Below are 24,389 nucleotides of genomic sequence, written 5' to 3'. Positions count from 1 at the left end.
TGTAAAGACCATTGCCCAAATAATGATTTTAGAAATTAAACCTGATTTACTTTTTTTATCGTCTTTTTTTACCACTAGTCTACACCAACTTTCTAAGTGATAGTTGCTTGTCAGTTAATAGTGTACGCAATATCATCTTTTTTTTCAAGAGTATAGAAGATTGTTTTAAAAGTGTTCAAAGTTTGATACTATTAAGTTAAAGATTATAATTAATTTGTAGACTGGGAGTAACCAGATGCAAAAACCTAATGATTAGAGTGGGTTTTGGTAAGGTAGACCGATTGTCTACGGTGAACATTCAGTTCAAACTGACTGATAACAAGTAGGCTCTCAGTCCAAATATCAAACCTGAGAGGAGAATGAAGCAATTGAGTAAACAACAAGTCGGCGTCGTTGGTATGGCCGTTATGGGGAAAAACCTTGCACTAAATATCGAGAGTAGAGGATACAGTGTTTCAATCTACAATCGTACAAATGCTAAAACGGATGTAGTCATAGCAGAAAATCCAGGTAAGAACTTAGTTGCCACTTACGAACTAGAAGAATTTGTTCAATCTCTTGAAACACCTCGTCAGATTTTATTGATGGTTCAAGCTGGTAAAGGAACAGATGCTGTTATTCAACAGCTACTACCTTTCTTAGATAAAGGAGATATTTTAGTAGATGGCGGAAACACTTTCTACAAAGATACGATTCGAAGAAGCAAAGAGCTTGCAGAATCAGGCATCAACTTCATTGGTACTGGGGTATCTGGTGGAGAAGAAGGCGCACTAAAAGGCCCTGCAATTATGCCAGGTGGTCAAAAAGAAGCGTATAATCTAATTGCTCCAATTCTTGAAAAGATTGCTGCTAAAGCACCAGCGGATAATGAACCATGTGTAGCATACATTGGACCTAACGGAGCTGGTCACTATGTAAAAATGGTTCATAATGGAATTGAATATGGAGATATGCAACTGATTGCTGAAGCTTATCACTTGTTAAGTGACGTTGCAGGCCTTCCTAATGACGAGATCGCTGAAGTGTTCAAAGAATGGAATACTGGAGAACTAGACAGTTTCTTGATTGAAATCACAGCGGATGCTTTGACTAAAAAAGATCCAGAAACAGGTAAACCAATGGTTGATATCATCTTAGACCGTGCCGGAAACAAAGGAACAGGTAAATGGACTTCTCAAAGTGCGCTTGACTTAGGTGTACCTCTTCCATTGATCACTGAGTCAGTATTTGCTAGATACATCTCTGCTCTTAAAGACGAGCGTGTAGCTGCAAGTAAAGTCTTAACTAAACCAGAAGCAAAAGCATATGATGGCGACAAAAAAGAATTGATTGAAAAAATTCGTCAAGCACTTTACTTCAGTAAAATTATGAGCTATGCTCAAGGATTTGCTCAAATGAGAACAGCTTCTGATGAATATGGCTGGGACCTTAAGTACGGTGAAATCGCGAAAATCTTCCGAGCTGGTTGTATCATTCGTGCAGGATTCTTACAAAAAATCACAGATGCATACGATAGAAAGCCTGACCTTAAAAACTTAGTTCTTGATGAGTATTTCTTAGACATTACAAAAAACTACCAACAATCTGTTCGTGATCTAGTTGGATTAGCTGTACAATCCGGCGTTCCTGTGCCAGCATTCTCCTCAGCAATCTCTTATTACGATTCTTATCGTTCAGAACGTCTGCCAGCAAATATCATTCAAGCACAACGTGATTATTTTGGGGCACACACTTACGAACGTACTGATAAAGAAGGTACATTCCACTTCGACTGGTATGGAGATAATGGCCAAGAACAGTGGTAAGCACAAACAAATGAGTTTAAGTTGAATTGAAAAACGGAAAATGTGGATTCCACTTTTTTGGAATCTGCATTTTTTTGTGTGTTAATTGTAAGTTTTGAATAGAATTGTAAGCATGTTAAAGAAAAATTAGAAAAAACTTTAAAGCTAACATTTTTTCTGTGTAAAAACTATGTTAAACTGATGGTGTATAAGTGGATCAGTTTGAGCATAAAGCGATTGTGACCTTTATGAGTACAAATTTTTCTTAAAATATAACTGAACTATAAGTAAAAATCTAAAAAAGTAAATAAAGAACTGGGAGCTGAAAAAATGGGTAAAATTTTAATAATAGAAGATGAAAAAAACCTTGCGCGTTTTGTGGAGTTAGAATTAAATCATGAAGGATTCGAAACAGAAGTTCGTTTCAACGGACGTGCTGGACTTGAAGCTGCTATTGATGAAAATGAAGAATGGGATATTATCTTGTTGGACCTAATGTTGCCTGAATTAAACGGTATCGATGTAGCACGTCGAATTCGTCAAGTAAGCAATGTACCTATTATCATGATGACTGCTAGAGACTCAGTGATTGACCGAGTATCTGGTTTTGACCATGGAGCAGATGACTATGTGGTAAAACCATTCGCAATTGAAGAGTTGCTTGCTAGAATGCGTGCATTATTAAGACGTATCGAAATTGAGACAGAAGAAAATGCCAATAGACAAACAACAGTAACATATAAAGACTTAACGGTTGAAAAAGAAAATCGTGTTGTTCGTCGAGGTGAAGATGTTATTGAATTGACTAAACGTGAATATGAATTGCTCGTTGAGCTAATGGAAAACGTTAATGTTGTATTATCAAGAGAAGTTTTGTTGAACAAAGTATGGGGTTACGAAACTGAAGTCGAGACAAATGTAGTAGACGTTTATATTCGTTACTTGAGAAACAAAATTGATGTTCCAAATAGAGAAAGCTATATTCAGACTGTCAGAGGTACTGGGTATGTGATGCGTACGTGAAACAAGTTGTAACAACTGACAATGATATGAATCAAAAAAAGAGAATTTCTTTAAGGTGGAAATGGACAATTGGAGCAGCCATTGCGATTTTTTTGACTTATACGATTTTTTCAACGATCCTATATGTGAGCTTTCAGCGAAGTATGTTAGAGAACGAAGAAGTTGCTTTAAGAGATACTGTTCAGAATCTTTCAGATAGATTTGGTCAGCAATTCTATGATTTAACGGAGGAGTCTGTCGCAGAAACGCTGGAATTGAGTCAATTAAGGCTTCTACCGACACTTCCTGATCCTGAATCAGAAGAAATGATCGATGAGGAAACACCTATTCCTTTGCGAATCGGTCAAGGTGGGATGTATGTTCGAATCTTTAACACAGAGTCGGAATTACTTTATGAAACAGCGACATTTTCAACTGATTTCGCACCTACAAAGGATTTAAGGATTGATACAATCGATGGTCCTTATGGTGAAGCTTTTTCTGCCAGAAAGCCAATTTATTCTTATTTAAATAATGATCATATTGGATATGTGCAAGTCATTAATTCTCTTTATTCGTACCACCAGCTATCTGACAGTGTTTTGATGGCCATACTGGTTACTGGTGTGATTGCTCTGATGTTTAGTGCTATTATAGGTTATTTTATTGCTCGAAAATTCTTACAACCGATCAGAAAAATCACAAATGCTATGAAAAGCATCGAATTGGATCCAGAATCCGTTGAAAGAATTGATGTTGGAGATGGTCGTGATGAATTGACAGATCTGGCCAATGCCTATAACAATATGCTTGACCGAATGCAGAAAAATATCGAACATCAGAAACAGTTTGTTGAAGATGTATCACATGAATTAAGAACACCAGTGGCTGTAGTAGAAGGACATTTGAAATTACTGCATAGATGGGGGAAAGATGATCCAACGGTTCTGGAAGAGTCCTTGGATGCATCTTTACAAGAAATTGGACGAATGAAGAGCCTCGTTCAGGAAATGTTAGATTTATCTAGAGCTGAACAAGTCGAAATTCATTACAAGAATGAACAGACGCCCGTAAGACAAATCATATATGCAACATTTAATAATATTAAACTCGTTCATCCAGATTTTGTATTTATTCTAGATGATGATCTTCGAAAAGAAGTATACGTGAACATTTACCGTAATCACTTGGAACAAATTTTGATTATCTTACTGGATAATGCAGTGAAATACTCAACGGATAGAAAAGAAGTGCATATCTCTGTATCAATTGATAGCAAAGAAATTCAAATTGCCATTCAAGATTACGGAGAAGGTATGACAGAAGAAGATACTGAGAAAATCTTTAACCGATTCTACCGTATCGATAAGGCACGTAGCCGTTACAAGGGTGGAAATGGACTTGGGTTATCGATTGCCAAGCAACTGATTGAAGGATACAAAGGTAAAATTTGGGCCGAAAGTGTGCTGAATCATGGTTCGATCTTCAGAATTATGTTACCTGTATTAAAAATAACGGATGACGAATTAAACCATAAAACAAAAGAGCCACAAGCTGAGGAGTAATGCCTTAGCCTGTGACTCTTTTTTCATTATATTATTTCTTTTGTTTACCTTCATTGCGTCTGTTTTTATTTTCGAAAGGACTTGCTGATTTTCGGTTACGATTAGAAGCAGTGTTTGAAGAAGTGATACCAGTAGATGGTCCTACTTTTTCGGCCGTTTTGCGAGCTTTTGGCTTACGGGCAACGACTTGTACTTCACCGTGCTTCTCTTTCAATTCTGCTTGAATTTTTGGTTTGTAATAAAAAGTTGTAATGGCAGATTGTGCGATCGCAACAAATCCACCAACCATCCAATAAAGACCTAATCCTGCAGGACTTGTAAAGGAAATAACCATTAACATGATCGGGTTCATTAACATCATCGTATTCGATTGTTTTCTTTGTTCTTCAGGCATACCCAGTAACATAACTCTAGATTGTGCATAGTAAACAGCACCTGTTAATAGTGCAAGTAGAATACTAGGCGTTCCTAGTTCAATTCCTAAGAATGTAGCGTTCTGAATCGATTCTGACATACGAATCGCTTGGAACATGGCAGTGAAGACAGGCATTTGAATCAGTAGGGGGAAACATCCGGCAACGCCGCCAAGCATATTTACATTGTTTTCACGATAAAGTTCCATTAGTTCTGCTTGAAGCTCTTGTTTTTGTCTAGGGTCAGTTGATTCTTTCATTTCAGCTTGAATTTCATCGGCTGCTGGTTTTACTACAGACATCTTGACTTGTTGCTCCAGTGTCGTACGTTGCTGCTTGATACTTAATGGTAAAATCAAGATACGAACGATAATCGTAATGGCAATAATGGCCAAACCATAACTACCTAAAAGACTATTGAGTAATTCAATGAATTGCTGTGTAGGAAGTACAAGATAGTCAAACAAGAATTGCGATATATTTCCTGCAGGTTCTCCGGTTGACTGATCAATTCGGATACATCCTGACATGAAGACGACTAAGGATAGCATTCCGAGAGAAAGTATCCACTTTTTTGCTCTATTTTTCAAAATAATTCAATCCCTTAAGTGAGTTAGTAGTGTTAAAACGCCAATTCTCACTATACCTTATAAAGTAAGAGATTTCAATTGGACTGAGAAAAATTTGATTTTTCTTCAATATTTTGATCAAATTTAACCACAACTTTGTCAACTTTAGCAGACGGACTAGGACCTTTACTCACTGCGTCAATGAATTTGTCGATTTGATCGGGTGTACCAATTGCTTCTGAATAAACAGATCCATCTGGTTCATTTCTCACGATGCCAGTGACACCAATCTCGTCAGCTGCTTGTTTAGTCGTAAACCGAAATCCAACACCTTGAACGCGTCCGAATACTTTAAGAGAGATCTTGTCTTTATTTACATCAGGTTGTCGTTCATTAATATATTCTACTGTCCCAGCCTCAGTATTTTCCTGTCCTTTTTTAAAAAAATCATCAAATATTGATCCCATACATGTTCCTCCTAAAAGTTTTATTATCTTGAGTTTACAGGTAAATAAGATCAGACGTCAAAAGTTATGTCGGTATAGAGTACGATTAAGTTCTTTAAAAAAGAACGAACTTCCGTACCCCTTGTTTTCATGATATAATCAACAGGAAAAGAATAGAATTAGAGGAGTAATTTTATGGCACAGGCACGTAAAAGGGGAAGACCTAAAAAGAAACAATCCAAAGTTTCTTCAGAACTTGTAGGCATTATTGTATTGATTATAAACTTTTTAGCAATTGGGCAATTCGGGTTTGTAGGCCGTTTCTTTGCCAATATTTTGCGTATTTTCGTGGGAGAAACCTACATAGTTGTATCGTTTGTATTTATCTTGATTGGAATTTATCTATTAATCAAAGGAAAGAAACCAAGCTTGAAGAGTCAAAGATGGCTCGGAGGATTCTTACTTTTTTGTGCGCTCGTCGTATGGCAGCACGCACAATTGTTTTCTCCAATTATGAATGCTGATGTCAACATCATCAGTGCGACTTGGCGGATGTTCGTTCCGCAGTTTACTAGTGTAACGATAGGACAAAGTATTGGTGGCGGCATGATTGGTGCTATTCTTTATGCAACGAGTTATTTCTTGTTTTCTTCAGTTGGAACGTATCTAATGATGGCTATGTTTATCTTTATAGGAATTATGACGATGTTTCAGTTATCTTATAAAAACCTTCTTGAGCGCTTGCGTTCTACTGGCGGTAAATTTATAGAATCCACTGGAAAATTAGCTGGTCGAATAAAAGAAAATCATCATTCTAGAAAAAGTAAAAAGAAAAAATCAAAAAAATCTCAAAAACCCAAGAGAACGAGAGCCGAAAAAGGAGTAATAGAAGAGCCAGAAGCTAAAGCACTCCAAGTAGAAGAACAAGAAGATACTAGTACGCCATTAATAGATGATACGGAATCAGATGATGTATTAGCTGGTCAGATGGCTTTAAAAATCGAAGGATTTCAGCAGAATACTAAAGTGGAAGAACCTAAAGAAGAAACTGTGAGTACGGAAACAGGAACAGTCGATTTTGAAATTGGAGAAGAAGAGAATGAACAATACAAATTACCTCCGATTTCATTACTGAATGTCAGAGAACCTGTGGATCAGTCAGATGAGTATTCGATTATCCAAGAAAACGTAAAAAAACTAGAGGAGACTTTTGAAAGTTTTGGCGTGAAAGCAAAAGTCACAAAAGCCAATCTTGGTCCAGCTGTAACAAAATATGAAATTCAGCCAGCAACAGGTGTGAAAGTTAGTAAAGTAGTTGGATTGACGGATGATATTGCACTCGCACTTGCGGCCAAAGATATTCGTATGGAAGCCCCGATTCCTGGTAAAGCACTGATTGGAATTGAAGTTCCAAACTCAGAAGTTAGTATGGTTTCATTTAGAGATGTGATCGAAGGGCAGATCAATAACAAAGATCAGTTGCTTGAAGTCCCACTAGGTAGAGATATTGCTGGGAATGTCGCAATGGCTGACCTAGCTAAAATGCCTCATTTGTTAGTAGCTGGAGCGACTGGATCAGGGAAATCAGTCGCAATTAATGGAATTATCATCAGTTTGTTACTTAAAGCGAAACCGAACGAAGTTAAATTGATGATGATTGACCCAAAAATGGTTGAATTGAATGTTTATAATGGAATTCCTCATTTATTGACACCGGTTGTGACAAACCCTAAAAAAGCTTCACAGGCATTGCATAAAGTGGTTCAAGAAATGGAAAGACGTTATGAACTCTTTGCTGCTAGTGGAACAAGAAATATGGCTGGATATAATCAATTCGTCAAGAAAAAGAATGAAGAAATGGAAGAAGCGCTACTGCCGCTTCCTTATATTGTTGTTATTGTAGATGAGCTTGCTGATTTGATGATGGTGGCTTCAAATGATGTTGAAGACTCTATTACAAGACTAGCTCAAATGGCAAGAGCTGCTGGAATTCATATGATTCTTGCAACACAAAGACCGTCTGTAGACGTCATTACGGGTATCATTAAAGCGAATGTTCCTTCAAGAATTGCCTTTGCTGTTTCAAGCGGTACAGACTCTAGAACGATTCTAGATGGAAACGGGGCTGAGAAACTTCTTGGAAGAGGGGACATGCTATTCCAGCCGATGGGCGAGAATAAACCGAACCGTGTGCAGGGTGCCTTTATCTCTGATGAAGAAGTAGAAGCGATCGTTCACTTCGTTAAGGAACAGCAGGAAGCTAATTATGTAGAAGAAATGATTCCAAAAGATGAACCAGTCGTCAGTCAGGGAGAAGCCGAGGACGAATTATATGAAGAAGCAGTAGCTTTAGTTGTCGATATGCAAACAGCAAGTATTTCGCTACTACAAAGAAGATTTAGAATTGGATATAACAGAGCAGCACGAATCGTTGATGAAATGGAAGATAGAGGTGTCGTTGGACAATCTGAAGGTTCAAAACCTAGAGAAGTACTCATTCAGCCTGAAATGGATTCAGCGGAAAATATTTTAGAGTAAAAATGAATTTAATGTAAAGAATGTAGAGAAGATGACAAAATCTCTACATTCTTTTTTTGTGCAAAAAGCCATAAAATATGAAAAAATCCGGTATCATTTTCCGAACGTACGGGTATAGAGCGGTTTCATGTGAACGTTCTGAATCAGTAGCTCATTAATTAATCGTATTTAGGCTTTATTTTTCTTTACAAAGATGTTACTATTAATTCGAGATAAGAAACAAAGAATTGTGGAATGAATTTGGTGGATTAAACAACTATGTTAAATTCTGATTCAGGAGCAGCTCTACATACAACTTTAATTGGAGGAATTTCGTAATGACTACTAAATTAAGAAATCTTTTTGCAATTGGAGCATCTGCTATGCTATTAGCAGCTTGCCAGGGACAAGACGCAAGTGATACAGGCTCAACACCTGCTGATGATAATGCTACCCCAGATACTGAAGAAACAGCAGAATTCAAACTTGGTATGGTAACAGATGAAGGTGGTGTAGATGACCGTTCATTTAACCAATCAGCTTGGGAAGGTATGCAAGCTTGGGCAGACGAAAATGGATATGGAGCTGATGCAGTAGATTACTTCCAATCAAATGATGCACAAGACTTTGTACCGAACTTGAATCAAGCAATACAAGCAGATTTTGATATTATCTACGGAGTTGGTTTTCAACTAGCAGAAGCGGTTGAAGATGTTGCAAACAGTAATCCTAACCAACACTTTGGAATCATCGATTCAGTGGTTGAAGCGGATAATGTTATTTCATTGAACTTCCGTGATAATGAAGCGGCATATTTAGTAGGTGTTGCAGCGGCACACACGACTGAGACGAACAAAGTTGGATTTATCGGTGGTATCGCTGGACCAGTTATTGATAAGTTCGAAGCTGGATTTGTTGAAGGCGTTAAATCAGTTGACGAAAATATTGAAGTAGAAGTTCGCTACGCTGAATCATTCTCTGATGCAGCGATTGGACAACAAATTGCTGCTGGTATGTACTCAGCAGGAGCGGATATCATTTATCACGCTTCAGGTGCTGTAGGTAATGGCGTATTTACAGAAGCTGCTGATTTAATGGAATCAGGATCAGATAGACAATTGTGGGTAATTGGAGTAGACCGTGATCAAGAAGAATTAGGCGAATACTCAGGTGGAAACTTAACATTAACTTCTTCTCTTAAAGGTGTAGGAGCAGCGATTCAATTGGCTTCAAACGAAGCAAGAGATGAAGGCTTCCAAGGCGGAGAAAACTTAATTTACGGTTTAGCTGAAGATGGTGTTGGTGTTACTGAAGGGAACATGTCTGAAGAAGCTTGGACTGCCGTTCAAGAAGCTATGGAATCTATTATCAGTGGAGACATTGAAGTTTCAGAAACTCCGGGAGAGTAAGGTACGATAACTCTGTTAAAGACGATTTGAAATTGAATAAAAGAGCGCTGGTCGTGTGACCGGCGCTTTTTTAGAGCGAAAAACTCAATACAATTAGTAGACAGATAATATGAATTTTTTAGCACAATATCTTGAAATGAGTCTTTTTTCGAATGAAATACTTTAAAGAAGCTTGAATACGGGTTCACGATGTAAGATAATGAGAAAACATCAGAATTAATTTAAATAATTTGAATGAGGAGGCCATCTTTTGTCTGAATTACAACATGTTATTGAGATGAGTGGGATCACAAAAGAATTTGGAACATTTAGAGCAAATGATAATATCCATTTAGATTTAAGAAAAGGTGAAATTCATGCACTTTTAGGTGAAAATGGTGCAGGGAAATCTACTTTGATGAATATCTTGTCTGGTTTGTTAGAGCCGACTTCCGGAGAAATTAAAGTGAACGGTCAGTCTGTAAACATATCATCACCAGATGTAGCAAATGAATTAGGTATTGGTATGGTGCATCAACATTTTATGTTGGTGGATAAATTTACTGTAGCTGAAAACATTATGCTAGGAAGAGAAAAAACGAAATTTGGATATATCGACCGTAAAAAGGCAGAAAAAGAAATCCAGACTCTGTCAGATCAATATGGTTTGAGAGTAGATCCTTCCGCACGTGTGGAAAATATTTCTGTAGGGATGCAACAACGTGTAGAGATTTTGAAAACACTTTACCGTGGAGCAGATATTCTTATCTTCGATGAACCAACAGGGGTTTTAACACCTCAAGAAATTCAAGAATTAATGGGCATTATGAATAAATTGGTCAATGAAGGCAAATCAATTATTTTAATCACGCACAAGCTTGATGAAATCAAACAAGTATCCAATAGATGTACTGTTATCCGAAGAGGAAAAAGTATTAATACGGTTGATGTAGCTGGAACATCGCAACAAGAACTTGCTGACATGATGGTAGGACGTTCCGTATCCTTTAAAGTGGATAAAAAGCCTGCTAATCCATCAGGAACCGTTTTGAAAGTTAAAGACTTAACTGTAAAAGAAACACGAGGATTTGACGCAGTGAAGAATATCAGCTTTGAAGTACAGGCTGGGGAAATTCTTGGAATTGCAGGGGTAGATGGAAACGGTCAGTCAGAACTGATTCAGGCTTTGTCTGGGCTTACTAAATCAAGTAATGGAAGTATTGAATTAGATGGCAAAAATGTAACGAACTTGAAACCAAGAAAAATTACTGAAGCGGGACTGGGGCATATACCAGAAGACCGTCAGAAATTTGGTTTGATCTTACCAATGTCTTTGGAAGAGAATATTGCACTTCAAACATACTATAAAAAACCATTTAGTAAGCATGGATTCTTGAACTATAAAGAAATTAAAATACATGCGAAAAGATTGATTGAAGAATTTGATGTTCGTACACCTAGTGAAGAACATTCAGCTGCCTCTTTATCTGGGGGAAATCAACAAAAAGCCATCATTGCTAGAGAAGTAGATAGAGACCCTGCTTTATTAATTGCAGCACAACCAACTCGTGGATTAGATGTTGGAGCCATCGAGTATATTCACAAGCGCTTAGTTGAGCTCAGAGATAATGGAAAAGCCGTTCTCTTGATGAGTTATGAACTGGATGAAGTCATGAATGTTTCAGACCGAATCGCAGTTATGTACGATGGGAAAATCATCGCTATCGTTAATGCTAAAGATACATCAGAATCAGAACTAGGATTACTTATGGCCGGAGTTTCCTTAAGTGATGCACAAGATCAAGCAGAACAAAAAGGAAAGGAGAAGGATGTAGTTGATTCGACAAAGTAAAGGTTTTTTAAGTAGTTTAATCGTTCCTATCATGTCTATCTTGTTCGGGTTTTTATTTGGAGCCATTCTTATGCTGGCATTTGGATATAATCCAGTTGAAGCTTATAGAGCGATGATCGTCAGCGTCTTCCAAAGTCCGTATTTCATTGGGGAAGCACTTAGACAAGCAACCGCACTAACCTTCACAGGATTAGGATTTGCTTTAGCTTTCCAAGCCGGTTTCTTTAACATCGGAATTGCTGGACAAGCTTTAGCTGGTTGGGTGAGTGCAGTTTGGGTTGCATTAGCATTTCCTGATTTACCTAGAATTCTTTTATTAACGCTCAGTCTAGGTGTAGGATTACTTGTTGGTGCAGTTTGGGCATCAATTGCTGGTTTCTTGCGTGCTTATTTTGGAACGAGTGAAGTTATCGTTAGTATTATGCTGAATTATACAGCCTTACAAGTGACCAATTATCTAATCAGAAACGTTTTATCAGAAGCTGGAAATACAACAGCGAGAGTTGGTGAGAATGCCAACATGGGATTCCAGTGGCTGTCTACTTTAACACAGAATTCAAGATTAAATGTTGGATTCTTTATTGCTATCGTCGTAGTCATTCTTTACTGGGTGTTCATGACGAAAACAACTGCCGGTTTTGAAATTCGCGCAGTTGGATTAAACGCTTCTGCTTCAAAATATGCTGGAATGAGTGCTGAAAAAAATATTATTCTATCTATGTTTTTAAGTGGTGCTTTAGCTGGTTTAGGTGGGGCCATTCACGGACTCGGAACATTTGGAAATATCTTTACTCAAGGAGGATTACCAGATATCGGATTCAATGGTATCGCGGTTGCTTTACTTGGACTAGGCAATCCTTTTGGTATTTTCTTCTCTTCTATTTTATTCGGTGTTTTAAACATCGGAGCTGGGTTCATGCCGAATCAGGCAGGGGTGCCAGATGAAATGGCCAATATTGTTATAGCTGCTATTATTTTCTTTGTAGGCGCTAATTATATTATTCGTTATTTTATAGATAAAAGAGCAGCAAAAAAACAAACTGCTAGCTCAACTTCGCAAGGAGGAGACGTATGAACGCTTTAAGTATCATTCAACTGATTGTTTCAAGTTCGTTAATCTATGCAGCTCCATTAATACTCACAGCTCTCGGTGGAACGTTTTCTGAGCGAAGTGGTGTCGTAAATATCGGTCTTGAGGGTATCATGGTTATGGGGGCTTTCATGTCTGCGGTGTTTAATATTCAATTTGCTGCAACTTTCGGAGGTTGGACTCCATGGATGGGCTTACTCGCAGGAGGGCTTATCGGGGTGCTGTTTTCTATCATTCATGCAGTAGCGACAATTAATCTTAGGGCAGATCATATTATTTCTGGTACAGTGATCAACTTAGCTGCACCGGCGTTAGGTGTCTTTTTGACAAGAGCCATTTTTGGAGCTGCTCAAACAGGTCCGTTACCTGAGTCATTCGGTAGAACGAGTATTTTCTTACTTGATCGAATTCCAATTATTGGACCGATTTTCTTTGAAAACACTTCAGGACCAGCATATTTTGGTATCATAGTAGCAATCCTTTCTTGGTTCATTCTTTTTAAAACAAGATTTGGTCTAAGGCTCCGTTCAGTTGGGGAACATCCTCATGCTGCTGAGACATTGGGAATTAAAGTCTATCTTATGAAATACTCTGGAGTTTTGATTTCAGGATTACTTGGAGGCATGGGTGGCGCGATTCAAGCTCAAGCGATCTCTAATGAGTTTGGTATTCTAACCATTGCCGGTCAAGGATTTATCGCTATGGCCGCAATGATCTTCGGTAAATGGAATCCATTGGGTGTTATGGGTGCTGCGATATTCTTTGGTTTTGCACAAAGTCTAGCGCGTATCGGTACGTATATACCAATTATTCAAAATATACCAACAATATGGTTACTAGTTATGCCATACTTATTGACAATCATTGTACTTGTAGGCGTAATTGGAAAATCTGAAGCACCAGCAAGACTTGGACAAACCTATATTAAAACAAAATAAACGAAAGCCATATCCCTAATCACAGGGATATGGCTTTTTACTTACCTTTTTTTTTCAATAGCAATAAGAAATGGAGGGGTATTTTTTTGATTCATGAATCCGTATCTAAGCACTGAGTAGTCTTCTTGAGGGAGTGTCTTTAGATAAGACTCCACAGCATTTTTCTCTTCTTGTCCACCGTCATGTCCGTAATAAACCATAATAACAACTAGTCCACCAGGCGTTAAGCTATCTAGACTTTGTTCTATTGCAGACAATGTTGTGTCTGGAAGTGTAATAATGGTTTTGTCACTCTTTGGTAAGTAGCCGAGATTGAAGACCACGGCTTGAATCGCATCCGTACCTATATAGTTCTTTAATTGTTCATGACCATCGTGGATCAATTCAACTTGAGTATTCAGTCCAGTTAAAAGAACTTTTTTCTTCGTTTCTTCAATTGCAGAATCTTGTATATCAAAACCATAAACTTTTCCAGTTTTTCCGACAAGTTGAGCAAGTTTGACTGTGTCGTGACCATTTCCAACGGTTGCATCAATAACCGTGTCTCCGTATGAAATAGAATCTGTTAAGAGCTGATGGCAAAATCTAAGTGGCGAAAGTAGCATGGTATCCGACCTTTCTTGAATAATATTCTTGTTCATAAAGTGTTCCCTTATCTTTTGTATAAACAGAACAGGATTAATTTTTGATGAATTTGGCTTACGACGATGTATTAACTTAAATGAATCAGCTATTCGCGTTTATAATCTGTTCGGTTTCCGACTGTTACAGTCATATGACATTTACAAAAAGACTTACTTTTTGGTTCCTTTCATCCGATACTAACGGTATAATATGAGGACAAAGAAACTACTTTTGACTTGTTTTTTTGAGAGGGGTATTGAATAAATGATAAACCAGAAAGATATGTTAGATTCTTACAAAAACAGCGCAAAGAAGCGCTCATTGAAACTGACCATGTCTTCAAGCATTCTAGCTGGGGTCGTGGCGATTTCTGCATTTGGTGAAGCTGTCCATGCAGAAGAAATGGATCTTAATAAAGAAGAAATTCAAGCACTATATGACCAGTATAATGAATTACAAGCAACTGTCAAAGAGCAGCAAACGTTAGCTCCAGAAACAGAAGATGCTGAATTAACTGAAGAAGTGCCTACCAGTGACGAACTTGAAGAACTCTCTTTCGTTAAGTCTCAATTAGTCAGAATGATTGAAATGGCTGGTGGAGAAAGTTTATTAACTCAACTCAACGTTGAACAATTATCTACAGACGACTTAAATACTGCATTTGAAGCATTACTTACTTATCAACTAGAACAATCTGAAAGTGCTGAACTCATTGTTCAAGAAGAATTGACGGAAACTACTGAAGAGGAATCTGTTGAAACAACAGAAAACATAGTAGAAGAAACAGTCGTCAAAAATGTAGAAGTTACAGAACCTGAAATGAATGAAAGTACTAAAGAAGAAACAGAAGATGTAATTGTAGAAGAAGGTACTTCTTCAATTGAGAATAAAACAGCAGAAATAGCCGTTACTCAGTCAACAGAAGAAGGAAATGAAGCGTCCACAGTTGAAACAAAAGCATTAATTGAAACGGTTCAAGAAGAAGTCGAAGAATCCCAAGAGTTTGAAACACCTCTTACTGAAGTCGAAGAATCGATTGAAGAAACAGAAGAAATTGTACCTGAAGAAGTGAAACCAGAAACAAAGCCAGTTGAAGAAACAAAAGATGAAGAAAAGCCAGCTCCTAAACCAGCTGAAACAAAACCGACTCCAGCTCCGGCGACAAAACCTGTAGCAGAAACGAAGCCTGAGCCAAAACCGGAAGTGAAACCAACACCAACTGTCAATAAGCCGGAAGTTAAAGCAATCGTTCACACAGTTAAATCTGGAGACACATTAAACAAAATAGCGAGATCTTATAATACGACTGTTAACAACTTAGTTGCCTTAAACAAAATTACTAATCCCAATAATATAAAGATTGGACAAAGAATTGCGATTAACCAAGCTGGTGTTAGTTCTGCTTCTTCATCATCAAATGGATCAGCAACAAGTACTGGCAATTTGAGTCAAGCTAAAACGACTTCTGAGTTCATTAATCAAATATCTGGCCACGCTCAAAGAATCGCTAAAGAAAATGGAATCTATGCTTCAATTATGATTGCTCAAGCAAGTCTAGAGTCTGGTTATGGTAAAAGTACTTTATCCTCTCCACCAAATCATAACTTATTTGGAATCAAAGGCTCTTATAACGGACAATCTGTTGCTATGCGTACAAAAGAGTACTATTCAAGTACAGGTTGGATCACGATAACAGATAATTTCAAAAAATATCCTAGCTATGCAGAATCTCTAGAAGACAATGCTAGACTAATCAGAAATGGTACAAGATGGAATAACGAATTCTATTCTGGGGCATGGATTGAAAAAACCAACTCCTATAAAGATGCTTCTGCTTGGTTGCAAGGTCGTTATGCAACGGATCCTAGTTATGCAAACAAATTGAATAATATCATTAGTTTATATGATCTTACTCGTTTTGACGGAAATTGGACAGGACCAGTAGAAACAGGTAATGGCGGTTCAAGTACTGTTAAACCAGTTCAACCAACCACACCACCGACATCTGGTAACAATACTAGCGGTCAACATACAGTCGTTAGAGGAGAAACCTTAACGTCTATTGCTAGAAAATACAATACAACGGTAGCTGCGATTAAATCAGCGAACAATTTAAAGAGTGACTTGATTTTTGTGAACCAGAAATTATCTGTTTCCGGAGCGGCATCTGGAGGATCTTCAAACAGTGGATCAACTACGCCAGCACCAACCCCTGGTAACAGTCAACAGACCGATTCATCAAGTTATACGGTTGTTAGAGGAGATACGTTGACGTCAATTGCTAGAAGACACAATACATCCGTTTCTTCCATTAAATCTTTAAACAACTTGAAGAGTGACTTAATCTTTGTGAACCAGAAATTGACTCTAACTGGGTCGTCTTCAAATAACGGATCAGCTACACCAACGCCAGCACCAAAACCTGGAAGTAATCAACAAACTGGTTCGTCAAGCTATACAGTGGTTAGAGGAGATACGTTGACTTCTATCGCTAGAAGATTCAATACGAGCGTGTCGTCGATCAAATCATTAAACAATCTGAAGAGTGACATGATCTTTGTGAACCAGAAGTTAACACTATCAGGAACATCACAAAGTGGATCGACAACACCAGCACCAAATCCTGGAAATAGTCAACAAACGGGCTCGTCACATTATACAGTGGTTAGTGGAGACACATTGACTTCTATCGCTAGAAGATTCAATACAAGCGTGTCGTCAATCAAATCATTAAACAATCTGAAAAGTGATTTGATTTTTGTAAACCAGAAATTAGCCTTGTCTAAAACGTCAACGGGTTCTGTTTCTAATCCAGTTGCGCCTACGACACCCACAGTGTCTAATTACACAGTAGTTAAAGGAGACACGCTGACTTCGATTGCAAGACGTTTTGGTACATCAGTATCTGCTATCAAATCAGCAAATAATCTGAAAAGCGATGCTATCTTTGTGAATCAGAAACTGACTTTAAACGGTCAAAATACGGGTAGTTCAACTACTCCAGTCTCGAGTAACGGAAGTTCTCAAGATGCAACGACTTCAAGCTATACTGTAGTAGGTGGAGATACGTTGACATCCATTGCAAGAAGGTTTAATACAACAGTGAATGCTATTAAATCTCTTAACAACCTAAAAACAGACCAAATATTTGTGAATCAAAAGTTAACGGTTTCTGGTAAAGCGTCAAGCACTCCAGTAACGAATAGTCCAAGCGCATCTGCACCAACTGAGACTGTTCAATCAAGCTATACGGTTCTTGCAGGGGACACGTTGTCAGGAATCGCTAGAAAGTTCAATACTTCGGTTTCTACAATCAAATCATTGAATGGATTAAATACGGATACGATCTATGTGAACCAAAAATTAGCAATCAATGGATCTAAAGCATCAGTTGCGCCTACACCAGTTGTTAGTACTCCTGTGACGCCTAAGCCAGTCTTAGGTCAATATAGTGTGGTTGGTGGAGACACATTAAGTGGAATCGCGCGTCAATTCAATACGACTGTGAATCAATTGATGCAAGACAATAACTTGTCTTCAAGCACGATCTTTGTTGGTCAAACTTTAAATGTGGCTGGCGCTAAGTCAACTTCTAAACCAGTTACACCAGCACCTGTTGTGACTAAGCCGGTTAATGAACAGACAAGTAGTATGGTTGTCTCTGCTGGAGACACATTGTCCGCTCTAGCTGCTAAATATGGAACAACTGTAGCACAGATCAAAGCAGCGAACAGACTAGAATCTGATAATATCTTTGTTGGTCAAGTACTTACTATACCAGCAGGAAGAACACAGACAGTCTCGACTCCTGTAGTCTCGAAACCTGTGTCTCAACCAACACAAGTGGTTTCTAATCAGTACGTTGTTCAACAAGGAGATTCATTATACAAAATTGCGCTTCAATTCAATACAAGCGTTGCACAGATCAAAGAGTGGAATAACTTAGCAAACGACACAATCTTTGTAAATCAGCGTTTATCTATTCATTCTACTGATAAAGTAGTAGAACAAAAAGCACCTGTTACTAAGAGTGGATATGTCGTTGAAAAAGGGGATACACTTTCTGGAATCGCACTTAAATTTAATACAACGATTCAACAATTAAAAGAGAAAAATGCACTAGATTCTGACGTCATTTACGTAAACCAGAACCTATCTGTATAAAGTGTAAAGCAGTAGATCGGCAATCACCGACTACTGCTGTTTCTTTTTTTCGACTAAATAGCTATTGCGGCAAGACAAGGGTTTTGATAAGATATAGACTAATAACTACTTTGAACAGGAATAGTAGGTTTTTCCTTTTTAATAGAGAGCACATGGTTGGTGGAAATGTGTATAGAGGTAAACTGAACTCGCCTGGAAGTTGTTCGAGTGAACGGAATCTAACAGGATTCTATTAATTCGATCCGTAAATCTGCGTTAAAGATTTGAGGCTGCAAAATGTGCAGTGAAATTTAGGTGGTACCGCGAATTGATTCGCCCTATAAATTATACAATTGTATAGTTTATAGGGCTTTTTTTATAGCAATTATTCGAAAAAAGGGGCGTAATGAAATGTCATTTAATCATAAATCAATGGAACCAAAGTGGCAAAAATATTGGCAAGACAACCATTCTTTCAAAGTAACGGAAGATGAGAACAAAGAGAACTTTTATGCATTAGATATGTTCCCATATCCATCTGGACAAGGACTACATGTAGGTCATCCAGAAGGCTATACAGCTACAGATATTATCTCGCGTATGAAACGCGCACAAGGATACAATGTGTTGCACCCGATGGGATGGGATGCTTTTGGTCTTCCTGCTGAGCAGTACGCGCTTGATACAGGAAATGATCCGGCGGAATTCACCGAGAAAAATATTCAGACATTTAAACGTCAAATCAATGCTCTTGGATTTAGTTATGACTGGGAGCGAGAAATCAATACGACTGATCCTGAGTATTATAAATGGACGCAGTGGATCTTTATTAAGTTGTATGAAAAAGGACTGGCTTATGAGGCGGAAGTGGCGGTTAACTGGTGCCCGGCTTTGGGGACAGTTCTGGCGAATGAAGAAGTCATTGATGGTAAGTCAGAGCGTGGCGGACATCCAGTTTACCGTAAGCCAATGAAGCAGTGGATGCTGAAAATCACGGCTTATGCAGATCGTCTTCTAGAAGATTTGGAAGAAGTTGACTGGCCTGAACATATTAAAGATATGCAGCGTAACTGGATTGGTAAATCTGAAGGCGCGAACGTAACGTTTAAGGTTAAAGATTCAGATAAGGACTTCACGGTGTTTACAACTCGCCCAGATACTTTGTTTGGTGCTACGTATGCAGTGCTTGCTCCTGAGTCTGATTTGATTCAACAGATCACTTCAGCGGATCAAAAAGAAACTGTTGAAGCGTATATTAAAGAAGTGAGCATTAAATCAGATCTTGAAAGAACAGATTTGAACAAAGATAAATCTGGTGTATTTACAGGAGCTTATGCTGTCAATCCGGTCAATGGTGAAGAACTTCCAATTTGGATTGCAGACTATGTTCTAGCTTCTTACGGTACAGGTGCGATTATGGCCGTTCCTGCCCATGACGAACGAGACTTTGAGTTTGCTCAAAAATACGATTTGAAGATTATTCCAGTTCTTGAAGGTGGCAATGTGGAAGAAGCTGCTTATACAGAAGACGGAAAACATATCAATTCAGATTTCTTGGATGGGATGAACAAAGAAGAAGCCATTGCAAGTATGATCGAATATCTGGAAAAAGAACAAGTTGGAGAGAAAAAAATCACTTATCGTTTGCGTGACTGGTTGTTTGCTCGTCAAAGATATTGGGGAGAGCCAATTCCAGTTATTCACTGGGAAGATGGCACGACGACTACTGTCGCAGAAGCAGATCTACCAATCGCTTTGCCGAAAACAGATAAGATTCAGCCTTCTGGTACTGGAGAGTCTCCTCTAGCGGTTATTGAAGACTGGGTGAATGTGGTGGATCCTGAAACAGGTATGAAAGGTAAAAGAGATACGAATACCATGCCGCAATGGGCAGGGAGTTCTTGGTACTTCTTGAGATTTATTGATCCTAAGAATACTGAACAACTAGCGGATCCAGAAAAACTGAAAAAATGGCTACCAGTAGATCTTTATATCGGTGGTGCAGAGCATGCGGTTCTTCACTTGTTGTATGCGCGTTTCTGGCATAAGTTCCTTTACGATCTTGACATTGTACCAACAAAAGAACCGTTTCAACGTTTGTACAATCAAGGAATGATTCTTGGTGCTAACAATGAAAAAATGTCTAAATCTAAAGGAAATGTTGTGAATCCTGACGATGTGGTTGAAGAGTTCGGAGCGGATACACTGCGTGTGTATGAAATGTTTATGGGTCCACTAGATGCTGCTATCGCTTGGAGTACGGAAGGTCTTGAAGGTTCGCGTAAATTCCTTGACCGTGTTTGGAGACTACTCGTTGATGAAGAAGACAAACTAAGAGATCGCATTACAACCATCAACGATGGGTCACTAGATGTTGTGTATCATCAGACAGTCAAAAAGGTCACACAGGACTTTGAAAATCTGCAATTCAACACAGGGATATCTCAATTGATGGTCTTTGTAAATGCGGCTTATAAAGCAGAAGGACTACCGATTGATTACATTAAAGGCTTCCTTAAAATGCTTGCACCTGTTGCGCCGCACCTTGGAGAAGAGCTTTGGAGCCGTATTAGTCAAACGGGTGAAAGTATTTCCTATGAAGCTTGGCCAACTTACGATGAAGCCAAATTAATTACGGATGAAGTGGAAGTTGTCTTCCAAGTTAATGGTAAAATCAGAGGAAAAGCAACTGCTTCTAAAGACATTTTAAAAGATGATCTTGAGAAATTAGCATTGGGAAATGACAATATTAAAGAGCATCTAGAAGGTAAGACAGTCCGTAAAGTGATTGTAGTACCCGGAAAACTCGTTAATATCGTTGCACCAAATTAGTAAACTGAACTAGTAATCAATCAATGATTAACGACAGAAGAATTCAAGGAGAATGAATCATTCTTCTTGGGTTCTTCTTTTCATTTTCTGCCTTTCTGATAGAATATGAATGCACTAAAACAGAAGATTGAAGTTACAGAAGATAAGCTGTTGGTGTAGCAGAAATGGCTTATGCTAGAGGGTTTATCGAGTCTTTTACTAATGATCTGGATGAGATGATCGGCGACAGAGGGAATACGCTATTAGAAGGACAAAGGCAACGGATGAATATTGTAAAAAATCTTTTGAAAAATCCAAAAATTTAAATAATGGATGGAGATACTGCTAGTTTGGATAGTCAGGCAGAAAGAATTGTTTCTCAGGTTTTAAATAAAGTGATGGAAGAAAGAACCACTTTTGTTACTGCAAACCGTTTAAGTAAGATTATCGATGCGAACCAAATATTTTTTATAGAAGAAGATAAGTTAATAAAAACACACCAAGAATGACTAATAAAACATCCTTTATCTAGGATGTTTGCGAAATAGCAACTTAATTAAAACCTTGTCTCTTAAAAGTGAACAGAAGCATTAAGTTTTTACTAAATACTCTTTTTATGCTCAAACAAGATTGCAACAGATACAGTAAAACAGTAAAATAGAGTCTAGTTGGAAAAGGGGCCTTACGGTGCTCCTTTTTCTATGGAATTTTTTTATTGAATAAATCAGTAAGAGAATCATTTAGTACTTTTACTTATCGAAAGAAGGTTTCTTTAAATATGGACAACCAAGCCACAACAAACGTGATAAAGAAAGAAATGTCTGATGATCAAAAAATGGTCAGTGGATCCGCTTGGATGACTGCATCCAGTATGATTTCAAGAGTTCTTGGAATTATTTATATTATTCCATGGATGGCATGGATGGGTGGGCGTAGTGATGCGAATGCTGCAAATGCGCTCTTTCAGATTGGATATAATCCATATGCATTCTTTCTAGCCTTGGCAACGGCAGGTGTGCCCTCTGCGATATCAAAGCAGATTAGTCACTATAATGCGATTGGCGAATATGAAATTTCCAAATCCATTTACAAGCAAGGGTTGAAATTGATGGTTTTTACGGGTGTCGTTTCTGCTGGAGCGCTTTATGTACTGGCGCCAGCACTCGCGAGTACTAGCCCGACAGCGAACCCTGAAGATGCTGTGATTGTTATGCGGGCACTAGTCCCAGCTTTACTCATTATTCCTGCTCAAAGTGTTACCAGAGGATTTTTACAGGGACACAATACAATGGCCGGGCCTGCGATTTCTCAAATCATTGAGCAATTTGCCCGTATCTTGTTTATGTTGGCTTCTGCCTATGCAATCACTCAAGTTCTAGGCGGTTCCAATGTAACAGCAGTATCTTATTCGACATTTGCTGCTTTTATAGGAGCCATCTTCTCATTGATCTATCTAGCTTGGAAGATTAAGCGAATCGATACAGCTTTTAATCATAAACCGGAAGACAGCGTAAATGAAGTAAAGGTATCTCCAAAGTCTTTGTTAGTGGAAATTGTTAAAACGTCTATTCCATTCATTATCATCGCAACGGGGATTACACTTTTTCAACAAATTGACCAGAATACGTACAAACCGATTATGGAAATGTTCTCAAACATGGATTCTGACTCAATTCAAGAAACGTACGGTGTCACACAAGCAAATGCACATAAATTGATTATGATCCTAACTTCGTTTGGGACAGCTTTATCGATTACAACAGTTCCCTTAATCAGTAACCTTATGGCTAAAAGAAATGTCAAAGAAGTGAGTAAGCAATTTTCAAAAGGCGTTCAATTACTCTTCTTCGCTATGTTCCCGGCTGCTGTGGGAATGGCCGTTGTTGCTGAACCGTTATATAATGTTTTCTTTTTGCCTAGCGCTCTTGGAACGTCTATTACGCAAGTTTCTGCTTATATGGCTATCTTTATTGCTTTGTATGCTGTGCTTGGGAATATGCTTCAAGCGGCTAACCAGACTAGACCCGCTATTTGGGCATTAGTTATCGGTTTTGTTGTGAAAATTGTTACGCAGCCATTATTTGTTGGAGTACTTGGACTCAATGCATATGGCATGTTGTATTCAACAATTGCCGGGTTCGGTGTAACTTGCTTCATGATGATGCGTATTATGCATAAAGCAACGAACTATTCGGCTGCTCTTTTATTTAGACGCTCAGTATTGATTATGATTTTATCACTTATTATGGGAGCATTTACGATGCTGACCAAAATAGGATTAGGAACAGTGTTGAATTTTGAAAGTAAAGTTCAAGCTGGCCTATCTTTACCGGTTATGGCTGTCGTAGGCATCGTTGTTTATGGATATCTAGTTTTGAAAACAAGATTGGCTGATCGTCTGATTGGTGCACAAGCTGCTCGAGTAAGAAATAAACTCAAAATTGGTTAAACGTTTTTTAATTTAGAGGAATATCAGATACACTAGATATGAGGTGATAAGATGAGAATCGATAAATTATTGGCCCATAGTGGTTTAGGAACAAGAAGAGAAGTTAAAAATTTACTGAAATCATCCATTATTGAAATCAACGGTGTTATCGTAAAAGATCCAAAGACACAAGTTGACCCTGATACGGATACAGTTATGATTGGCGGAGAAGAGCTCGACTACCAAGAGTTCGTTTATTTTATGTTGAATAAACCTGCAGGTGTAATCAGTGCTACAGAAGACGATATGCATGATACGGTTTTAGATTTGCTAGAGCCCAGTGATATCGTACAAGAACCGCATCCAGTGGGTAGGCTGGATATTGACACAGAAGGCTTGATGCTGCTTACAAACGATGGCAAACTGACGCATAAATTACTTTCTCCTAAACGACACGTGGACAAAAAGTATTTTGCTGAGATAGAAGGTATCGTAACAGAATCAGATGTTATAGAATTCGAAAAAGGGATTACACTAGCAGACGACTATGTAACAATGCCCGCAAAACTTTCGATTTTATCAGTGGATGAAGTGGAACAAACTTCTAAGATTGAAGTCACGATTCAAGAAGGGAAATTTCATCAAGTTAAAAGAATGTTTCATGCAGTTGGTAAAGATGTGCTTTACCTCAAGAGACTTTCAATGGGATCATTAGAATTGGATCCTCAGTTAGAACTTGGTGCGTACAGGGAATGTACAAAAGAAGAAATTGCACAATTGAAAAGCTAATACAAAAAAGCCAGTATCGACTATGTTCAG

At 38.2% G+C, this 24,389-nt stretch carries 17 protein-coding genes and 1 other annotated feature; of the genes, 14 read left to right on the top strand and 3 right to left on the bottom strand.

Features of this window, described 5'->3' with window-relative positions; genetic code table 11:
* The first annotated feature begins 368 nt into the window (after positions 1-368).
* The 3 genes from gndA to ACFP65_RS02190 all read left to right on the top strand — a co-directional run bounded on the left by gndA (position 369) and on the right by ACFP65_RS02190 (position 4,351).
* On the top strand, positions 369-1,805 hold the full coding sequence (gene gndA / locus ACFP65_RS02200; protein ID WP_379915510.1) for an NADP-dependent phosphogluconate dehydrogenase: 1,437 nt from the start codon (positions 369-371) through the stop codon (positions 1,803-1,805).
* Positions 1,806-2,114: 309 nt separating this feature from the next.
* Entirely contained in the window at positions 2,115-2,807 is a 693-nt protein-coding gene (locus ACFP65_RS02195) for a response regulator transcription factor (RefSeq protein WP_225743616.1), read from the top strand.
* The gene (locus ACFP65_RS02190) at positions 2,804-4,351 is read left to right on the top strand and encodes a sensor histidine kinase (protein ID WP_379915508.1); all 1,548 of its coding nucleotides are present in this window, start codon (positions 2,804-2,806) and stop codon (positions 4,349-4,351) included. Before ACFP65_RS02195 ends, ACFP65_RS02190 begins: the two co-directional genes overlap by 4 nt.
* Before the next feature lie 31 nt (positions 4,352-4,382).
* On the opposite strand, the gene yidC is transcribed toward ACFP65_RS02190, so the two are convergent.
* Both yidC and ACFP65_RS02180 read right to left on the bottom strand, forming a co-directional pair.
* Positions 4,383-5,354 (bottom strand): membrane protein insertase YidC, encoded by a 972-nt coding sequence (yidC, locus tag ACFP65_RS02185; RefSeq protein ID WP_379915506.1) that lies wholly within the window; start codon positions 5,352-5,354, stop codon positions 4,383-4,385.
* A 74-nt stretch (positions 5,355-5,428) separates the two neighbouring features.
* A complete protein-coding gene (locus ACFP65_RS02180) occupies positions 5,429-5,731 on the bottom strand; it encodes an acylphosphatase (RefSeq protein WP_379915555.1) in 303 nt (100 codons plus the stop codon).
* 243 nt (positions 5,732-5,974) lie between these two features.
* Between ACFP65_RS02180 and ACFP65_RS02175 the strand changes: the two genes are divergently transcribed.
* The 5 genes from ACFP65_RS02175 (at position 5,975) to ACFP65_RS02155 (ending at position 13,564) form a co-directional block, all read left to right on the top strand.
* Positions 5,975-8,317 carry an FtsK/SpoIIIE family DNA translocase gene (locus tag ACFP65_RS02175; RefSeq protein ID WP_379915504.1) on the top strand — a complete coding sequence of 781 codons (2,343 nt, stop codon included), beginning with the start codon at positions 5,975-5,977 and terminating at the stop codon, positions 8,315-8,317.
* A gap of 317 nt (positions 8,318-8,634) precedes the next feature.
* The gene (locus tag ACFP65_RS02170; protein WP_379915502.1) at positions 8,635-9,705 is read left to right on the top strand and encodes a BMP family lipoprotein; all 1,071 of its coding nucleotides are present in this window, start codon (positions 8,635-8,637) and stop codon (positions 9,703-9,705) included.
* A 250-nt stretch (positions 9,706-9,955) separates the two neighbouring features.
* Positions 9,956-11,536 (top strand): ABC transporter ATP-binding protein, encoded by a 1,581-nt coding sequence (locus tag ACFP65_RS02165; RefSeq protein ID WP_379915500.1) that lies wholly within the window; start codon positions 9,956-9,958, stop codon positions 11,534-11,536.
* Positions 11,523-12,611 carry an ABC transporter permease gene (locus tag ACFP65_RS02160; protein WP_379915553.1) on the top strand — a complete coding sequence of 363 codons (1,089 nt, stop codon included), beginning with the start codon at positions 11,523-11,525 and terminating at the stop codon, positions 12,609-12,611. The genes ACFP65_RS02165 and ACFP65_RS02160 overlap by 14 nt, the downstream gene beginning before the upstream one ends.
* On the top strand, positions 12,608-13,564 hold the full coding sequence (locus tag ACFP65_RS02155; protein ID WP_379915498.1) for an ABC transporter permease: 957 nt from the start codon (positions 12,608-12,610) through the stop codon (positions 13,562-13,564). The genes ACFP65_RS02160 and ACFP65_RS02155 overlap by 4 nt, the downstream gene beginning before the upstream one ends.
* 41 nt (positions 13,565-13,605) lie before the next feature.
* Here ACFP65_RS02155 and ACFP65_RS02150 read toward each other — a convergent pair whose 3' ends face one another.
* Entirely contained in the window at positions 13,606-14,205 is a 600-nt protein-coding gene (locus ACFP65_RS02150) for a tRNA (mnm(5)s(2)U34)-methyltransferase (protein WP_379915496.1), read from the bottom strand.
* Between the two features lie 247 nt (positions 14,206-14,452).
* Between ACFP65_RS02150 and ACFP65_RS02145 the strand changes: the two genes are divergently transcribed.
* From ACFP65_RS02145 to ACFP65_RS02120, 6 genes are all read left to right on the top strand, one after another.
* Positions 14,453-18,352 carry a LysM peptidoglycan-binding domain-containing protein gene (locus ACFP65_RS02145; protein WP_379915494.1) on the top strand — a complete coding sequence of 1,300 codons (3,900 nt, stop codon included), beginning with the start codon at positions 14,453-14,455 and terminating at the stop codon, positions 18,350-18,352.
* Between the two features lie 101 nt (positions 18,353-18,453).
* Positions 18,454-18,675 (top strand) — a binding site (T-box leader).
* A gap of 67 nt (positions 18,676-18,742) precedes the next feature.
* Complete coding sequence (leuS, locus tag ACFP65_RS02140; protein ID WP_379915492.1) at positions 18,743-21,163, top strand: leucine--tRNA ligase; 2,421 nt, start codon at positions 18,743-18,745, stop codon at positions 21,161-21,163.
* Between the two features lie 164 nt (positions 21,164-21,327).
* Entirely contained in the window at positions 21,328-21,468 is a 141-nt protein-coding gene (locus ACFP65_RS02135; RefSeq protein ID WP_379915490.1) for a hypothetical protein, read from the top strand.
* Positions 21,469-21,492: 24 nt separating this feature from the next.
* Entirely contained in the window at positions 21,493-21,651 is a 159-nt protein-coding gene (locus ACFP65_RS02130) for a hypothetical protein (protein ID WP_379915488.1), read from the top strand.
* Positions 21,652-21,920: 269 nt separating this feature from the next.
* The gene (locus tag ACFP65_RS02125) at positions 21,921-23,591 is read left to right on the top strand and encodes a putative polysaccharide biosynthesis protein (RefSeq protein WP_379915486.1); all 1,671 of its coding nucleotides are present in this window, start codon (positions 21,921-21,923) and stop codon (positions 23,589-23,591) included.
* Between the two features lie 51 nt (positions 23,592-23,642).
* The gene (locus ACFP65_RS02120; RefSeq protein ID WP_379915484.1) at positions 23,643-24,359 is read left to right on the top strand and encodes a pseudouridine synthase; all 717 of its coding nucleotides are present in this window, start codon (positions 23,643-23,645) and stop codon (positions 24,357-24,359) included.
* Positions 24,360-24,389: the final 30 nt, after the last annotated feature.

The sequence above is a fragment of the Marinilactibacillus sp. GCM10026970 genome (assembly GCF_042660675.1).
GTDB lineage: Bacteria > Bacillota > Bacilli > Lactobacillales > Carnobacteriaceae_A > Marinilactibacillus.
This window is presented reverse-complemented; position numbering and strand designations above follow the sequence as displayed.

Coding starts and splice junctions, on each gene's coding strand:
- ACFP65_RS02150 (WP_379915496.1), bottom strand. CDS start 14,205: ATGAACAAGAATATTATTCAAGAAAGGTCGGATACCATGCTACTTTCG.
- ACFP65_RS02135 (WP_379915490.1), top strand. CDS start 21,328: ATGGCTTATGCTAGAGGGTTTATCGAGTCTTTTACTAATGATCTGGAT.
- ACFP65_RS02170 (WP_379915502.1), top strand. CDS start 8,635: ATGACTACTAAATTAAGAAATCTTTTTGCAATTGGAGCATCTGCTATG.
- leuS (WP_379915492.1), top strand. CDS start 18,743: ATGTCATTTAATCATAAATCAATGGAACCAAAGTGGCAAAAATATTGG.
- ACFP65_RS02120 (WP_379915484.1), top strand. CDS start 23,643: ATGAGAATCGATAAATTATTGGCCCATAGTGGTTTAGGAACAAGAAGA.
- ACFP65_RS02175 (WP_379915504.1), top strand. CDS start 5,975: ATGGCACAGGCACGTAAAAGGGGAAGACCTAAAAAGAAACAATCCAAA.
- ACFP65_RS02125 (WP_379915486.1), top strand. CDS start 21,921: ATGGACAACCAAGCCACAACAAACGTGATAAAGAAAGAAATGTCTGAT.
- ACFP65_RS02145 (WP_379915494.1), top strand. CDS start 14,453: ATGATAAACCAGAAAGATATGTTAGATTCTTACAAAAACAGCGCAAAG.
- ACFP65_RS02155 (WP_379915498.1), top strand. CDS start 12,608: ATGAACGCTTTAAGTATCATTCAACTGATTGTTTCAAGTTCGTTAATC.
- ACFP65_RS02195 (WP_225743616.1), top strand. CDS start 2,115: ATGGGTAAAATTTTAATAATAGAAGATGAAAAAAACCTTGCGCGTTTT.